The 4,893-nt window shown below is 46.6% G+C and carries 7 protein-coding genes; 6 read left to right on the top strand and 1 reads right to left on the bottom strand.

Annotation, left to right across the window (positions count from 1 at the left end; genetic code table 11):
- Window positions 1–90 precede the first annotated feature (90 nt).
- The gene (locus tag Q0510_RS04000) at window positions 91–546 is read left to right on the top strand and encodes a hypothetical protein (RefSeq protein WP_126247880.1); all 456 of its coding nucleotides are present in this window, start codon (window positions 91–93) and stop codon (window positions 544–546) included.
- A gap of 123 nt (window positions 547–669) precedes the next feature.
- A complete protein-coding gene (locus tag Q0510_RS04005) occupies window positions 670–1,536 on the top strand; it encodes an RteC domain-containing protein (RefSeq protein ID WP_126247882.1) in 867 nt (288 codons plus the stop codon).
- A gap of 2 nt (window positions 1,537–1,538) precedes the next feature.
- Here Q0510_RS04005 and Q0510_RS04010 read toward each other — a convergent pair whose 3' ends face one another.
- On the bottom strand, window positions 1,539–2,333 hold the full coding sequence (locus Q0510_RS04010; protein WP_298708481.1) for a hypothetical protein: 795 nt from the start codon (window positions 2,331–2,333) through the stop codon (window positions 1,539–1,541).
- 148 nt (window positions 2,334–2,481) lie between these two features.
- On the opposite strand from Q0510_RS04010, the gene Q0510_RS04015 reads away from it, so the two are divergent.
- The 4 genes from Q0510_RS04015 to Q0510_RS04030 all read left to right on the top strand — a co-directional run.
- Window positions 2,482–2,994 carry a hypothetical protein gene (locus tag Q0510_RS04015; RefSeq protein WP_126247886.1) on the top strand — a complete coding sequence of 171 codons (513 nt, stop codon included), beginning with the start codon at window positions 2,482–2,484 and terminating at the stop codon, window positions 2,992–2,994.
- A 112-nt stretch (window positions 2,995–3,106) separates the two neighbouring features.
- The gene (locus Q0510_RS04020) at window positions 3,107–3,430 is read left to right on the top strand and encodes a DUF4134 domain-containing protein (protein WP_126247888.1); all 324 of its coding nucleotides are present in this window, start codon (window positions 3,107–3,109) and stop codon (window positions 3,428–3,430) included.
- 10 nt (window positions 3,431–3,440) lie between these two features.
- Window positions 3,441–3,776, top strand: a complete 336-nt coding sequence (locus tag Q0510_RS04025) for a DUF4133 domain-containing protein (RefSeq protein ID WP_126247890.1) — start codon at window positions 3,441–3,443, stop codon at window positions 3,774–3,776.
- Window positions 3,763–4,893: TraG family conjugative transposon ATPase (locus Q0510_RS04030; RefSeq protein WP_298708483.1), on the top strand; the 1,131-nt coding region annotated here is incomplete at its 3' end. The genes Q0510_RS04025 and Q0510_RS04030, both read left to right, overlap by 14 nt.

Here is a 4,893-nt window from a genome sequence, read left to right on the forward strand (position 1 = left end):
GGCGAGGATTTAAAAAAGGTGCCCGGAGCCGTTTCAGGACGGGGCCGCTCGGACGATAACACAGGAGAATGTAACTAAACCATATTTTTTATGAAAACCGTGAAGTTTCTTATCATTTTTAGTTTGATTACCTTCCACGCATTTGCAGTTACCCAGCCTTCGCGTGACCAGGCGATCATTAAGAAGTTCCTTACTTACATCGCAGGCCCGAGGTGGCATATCGATACCGTAGTGTCAAAGTATGTGGTTTTTTATGCGGAAGAATCAAAAGTCGCTTCCAGAGCGACCAGGAAGATGTACCTCAGCATGGCGGTGGCCGATTTGGTGGAACAGGTCAAAAGGGTCAAAATCGATGATCTGAAGATCATACCATATAACGATGTTGATGAAAAACTACAAATAATGACCCTCGGACCCGATTATCGCCAAAGGTCGTATGTTGTGACTGATCCATCAGGTAAGTTTGTACGGTACTTTTTGCTGAAAGACGACCAAATCGAATCATTTGTATTGTTTCAGGGAAAAGCCTATCTATTATTGAACTGATATAATAACTACCATACCTTACGCTGCTTTAATCGCAGCTGCGAGGGGGAAGTATCACCCCAACCTGGGCAATGATGCTTCCCCTTTTTCGTGCCCCTATGTTTCATTTTAAAATGATTCAAAATGCTGACCGCTTCTGATGATCTGCTGCGCGAATTGCAGACCAAGATCAATATATTATCTCGTGACCCATCGGTATCGTTGGCCCGCACTGAAAAGATCCTGGTTTATATTAATCAAGCACTCATTTCCCTCAAAGAATTGGTAAGATTACACACGTTCACCAGCACCGACGAGGAAATCCGGTTTTTTAAGGATATTAACCCGGAATTTTATGCGCTGTGGATTTATTATAGTACAGTTTATTCGATTCAATGCCACACTTTCCCTGGCTCATCGAAGAGCCGGGTGAAATACCTTGAGCATGAAATAAAGAAGATCGATGATTTTTTCTTTCATCACCTTGATTTTTATAAATATTACAGAAGTGGAAAAACGCATCGCGATCAGGAGTTCTTTCTCCGTAACCCGAAAATGGAGGAGTTTTATACCGATACTTATGCAGCGGTGATCGACAGGCAGCAGTGTACACCGCATTCACTTAAAATAGCAATTGTTTTGGCGAATGAGCGGTTAAGGGTTTATGTAAATGACGCTATTGAAGAGGAACTTTCCGGAAATTCTCAGCAGGTGAAGTCGGATGGCGTTGCCCCGCTTCAATGGACTGAATCAAAAACCAGCTTGATCGAGATCATTTATGCATTCTATGCAGCGAAGGTATTCAATAACGGGGATGCGACGGTCGAAGCGATTACACGGTATTGCGAAAAGGTGTTTTATATTGAGTTGAAAGCCCATACAATTACGTTCCAGGAAATCCTTCGCAGAAAGAAAGGACTAGCCTCAGCCTTGGAATGGATTAAAAGTAAGTATTTGCTATATATTGATGCAGTAGAGGAAAGAAACCGAATACGGAGAAATAAAAGGTAACATCACTTCATCAAAAAATCTCTTTTTAGTTTCGCCAAGAAAACACTTCTGTTGTGCACATTTTGATTATGCTTTAATTGTTGTCTCCTTTGATATCTATTTAGTTCGGGAAATGCTTTTTTTGTCCGCGAAAAAAGCCGTCTAAAAGTTTCCACGCTTTTTTCCTTTGGCCTTCTATTAATTTCTTCAACGACCAAATCGAAAATCATCTCAGCAGTAAGAAATGCATATAAATAGGTTTCATTATTGATGTTAAGTGCGTCAAGGGCCTTTCCAAGATCGTGTGTTTCTAACAAAAGGTCGTAAAAACCACTGAAGTCTCGCGTGAAGTTTTCGTTTCTAATAATATCCTTTGGACCTATGAATCCCCAATACGGTGCAGTCTGCTGAATGTCAGTTAACTTGTACATGTATGCCCCCTGACAAGTCGCCAAAGAAATGATTAACCCATTCGTCAATGCCCGGTTCATTTCCCTGAAAATTCCCGCCAGCTCTTCCCATAAAACTACTTCTCCATTTCCTAATTCTAAACCTTTTCGACCTCCATGTATTTCCATGTGCAAAATGGGAGATACTGTTCCGGCTATTACTTGCGCTTTTATGGCATATAGTTCTTGGAAGAATTCGTTTTTAGTCTGAATGGAAATGTAATGTGCCCGCGTGCCGTTGCGCTCACAACGTCTTCTAATTATGTCATTGAAAAGCTCTTTTCCGGTTTCTGGTTCATTTGGAAGAAGCGACTGAATTACTATTACGGAATCATACTTAAAGTTGTACCGTACGGTTATGTCATCCATCGGATTTTTTGTTTTTGAAGATAACTATTCCAAAGATGGTGAAAAATTCAAAATAAAATTACCCAACTAGGATTTAGACTATGAAAAATGAGCTTTAGTGGATCGCACATTTGCCTTACAATTTATTTCATAATCAAAATACAATTGTATGGCATCTATCAATTTTTCACCGGTACTGCTCGCCCTGCTTCTCTCGGGCATTACATATGTCCTGGTTTATCTTTTTTTCATCAGGGCAAAAGCGTTCAGTAAGAAAGAAATTCCCGTACCAGTCGTTCAGACGGCTGGCTTCAGGGAGCCCCTGGCACCTTCATTTAGCAATCGCTTTCCAACTTCCAGCTACGAGCCTCAAGATCCCGAAATCGATTTTACAGAAGAAGATAACTCCGGCGAATTGGAACTGGTGGAGGACGATTCAAGTATTCTCCTGAAGGAAGCTGAAGCAGTAATCGATCATATCGCTGCCGTTATCGGCAACATCGCCAGCCATCCCGCCAATCCTGCTGAAGTGTTCACGAAGATACGGGCTATCGTAAGCCAATACGGTATTTTCCAGAATACCGAGTTCTACGATGCCATTAACCGATATGTGGCTGTATCTGTAGAGCGCGACCTGGCATTACGTTTTACGGAAGCGGAACTGGCGGAACTGTGGTCGTAGGCCACATGGTCAAATTAACTTTCCCATCATAGCCCTGCCTGCCGATCAACGGTTCTCCGCCGGCGACGGGCCCCCACAGGCAGGGCATCCTCACCTCCCAAATTTCCAATTCATGAAATTACTCAATTCATACGGGCAGAAAGCCCGCTGGCAGGCTATTGCCATCGTTCTCTTATCTGCGAGCATTTCCGCTAATGCCCAAGATGGTGTTGCCGGTATCGAACAAGCAAATGACATGGTCCGTGAATACTTCGACACTGGAATAACCCTGCTTTATGCCATCGGCGCCGTACTTGGGCTGGTAGGCGCCGTAAAGGTCTATACCCGATGGAGCCAAGGCGATACGGAAACGACGAAGCTGGCCGCGAGTTGGTTCGGTGCCTGCATTTTCCTGGTCGTTGTGGCTACGGTATTGAAGAGCTTTTTCGGCGTGTAAATCTTTACCGATGGCAACAGTATATCAAATAAACAAAGGCGTCAACCGCAGCATCGAGTTTCGGGGTATAAAGGCGCAGTATCTGCTCTTTCTCGCAGTGGGCATGGTTCTCCTGCTGCTGCTTTGTGCAATTGCCTTCATCGCAGGAATACCGGCAATACCGGTTGTCGTAGCCGTAGTGGTTGCAGGATATGGGCTGTTGGTTGCGGTTCAACGGTATAGCAAGCGGTACGGCGAGCATGGCCTAGCAAAGAAGCTCGCTCAATCCCGTTTGCCGCAGCATATCACGACGTCCTCGCGTAGTGTCTTCACCTCCTTCAATTCACGCAAGTATGAAAAAGAGTAAAACGCTGGAGAGCGTGTTCCCTATTCATAAAATCGAAAAGGATTTTCTCATTGCTAAATCCGGCAGCGTTTCCATAGCTTTTTCGGTCGTGCTGCCGGAGATATTCACGATGTCTTCCGCTGACTATGAGGCGCTCCATGCCGCTTTTGTGAAGGCGATACGCGTACTGCCGGAACATACTATCGTTCATAAGCAAGACTGGTACTTAGAGGAAGGTTTCAAGCCATCCGCCTCGGCTGACTCTTTCCTTATGGACGCCAGCGACCGGCATTTTTCGGAAAGACCCTTTCTGCGCCATGAATGTTACATTTTTCTCAGCACGGTGCCACCGGCCTTATTGAACCCAGCGCCGACGGCAGGCGTCTTGTTTCGCACGTCTCCTGTTGCCCGGGAGCTGCTGGACGACCGGCGCTTCGAGGTATTTGCCGAAAAGGCCAGCCAGTTCGCCGCCGTTCTGCAAGACAGCGGTTTCCTGGAGCTGCGGAGGCTGGACGGTGATGTCCTGGCCAGTTCTCCTAATCGTGCAGGCCTGCTCGAAAGATATTGCTATCAATTGGCTGAAGACCAAATGCCGGTATTGGCCGATTTCAATACTGGTGGGGAATTGGGCGTAGCGGGACACTCCCTGCACATTTTTTCCCTTGCAGATCCTGATGACCTGCCTTCCCTGTGCGGCCCCCGCCTGAATTACGAAAAGTACAGCACCGAGCGTACCCCGTTCTCCATCGGTTTCGGTGCGCCGTTAGGCCTGTTGCTGCATTGCAATCATATCGTCAACCAGTACATCATTGTCGGTGACGCGGCGGGGACCCTCCGCCACTTGGAAGCAAAACGGAAACGTTTGCAATCACTTTCGGCCTATTCACGTGAAAACGCCATCAGCCGTGACGCGACGAGCGCATTCCTCAATGAAGCCATCGGTCAGGGCCGATTGCCAGTGAAAGCCCACTTGAATGTGATTGCCTGGCACGATGACCCGGCGAAGAGCAGGGAACTCCGGAACATGGTGTCCTCCGCAATGGCCGCGCTGGATGGTAAAGCAAAGCTGGAGACGGCGGCGGCGGCGTGCTTGTTTTGGGCTGGCATCCCGGGAAACGGGGCGGAACTACCATCCACG

This window comes from uncultured Chitinophaga sp., from assembly GCF_937874145.1.
Taxonomy (GTDB): domain Bacteria; phylum Bacteroidota; class Bacteroidia; order Chitinophagales; family Chitinophagaceae; genus Chitinophaga.

Coding starts and splice junctions, on each gene's coding strand:
- Q0510_RS04025 (WP_126247890.1), top strand. CDS start 3,441: ATGGCAACAGTATATCAAATAAACAAAGGCGTCAACCGCAGCATCGAG.
- Q0510_RS04000 (WP_126247880.1), top strand. CDS start 91: ATGAAAACCGTGAAGTTTCTTATCATTTTTAGTTTGATTACCTTCCAC.
- Q0510_RS04020 (WP_126247888.1), top strand. CDS start 3,107: ATGAAATTACTCAATTCATACGGGCAGAAAGCCCGCTGGCAGGCTATT.
- Q0510_RS04005 (WP_126247882.1), top strand. CDS start 670: ATGCTGACCGCTTCTGATGATCTGCTGCGCGAATTGCAGACCAAGATC.
- Q0510_RS04015 (WP_126247886.1), top strand. CDS start 2,482: ATGGCATCTATCAATTTTTCACCGGTACTGCTCGCCCTGCTTCTCTCG.
- Q0510_RS04010 (WP_298708481.1), bottom strand. CDS start 2,333: ATGGATGACATAACCGTACGGTACAACTTTAAGTATGATTCCGTAATA.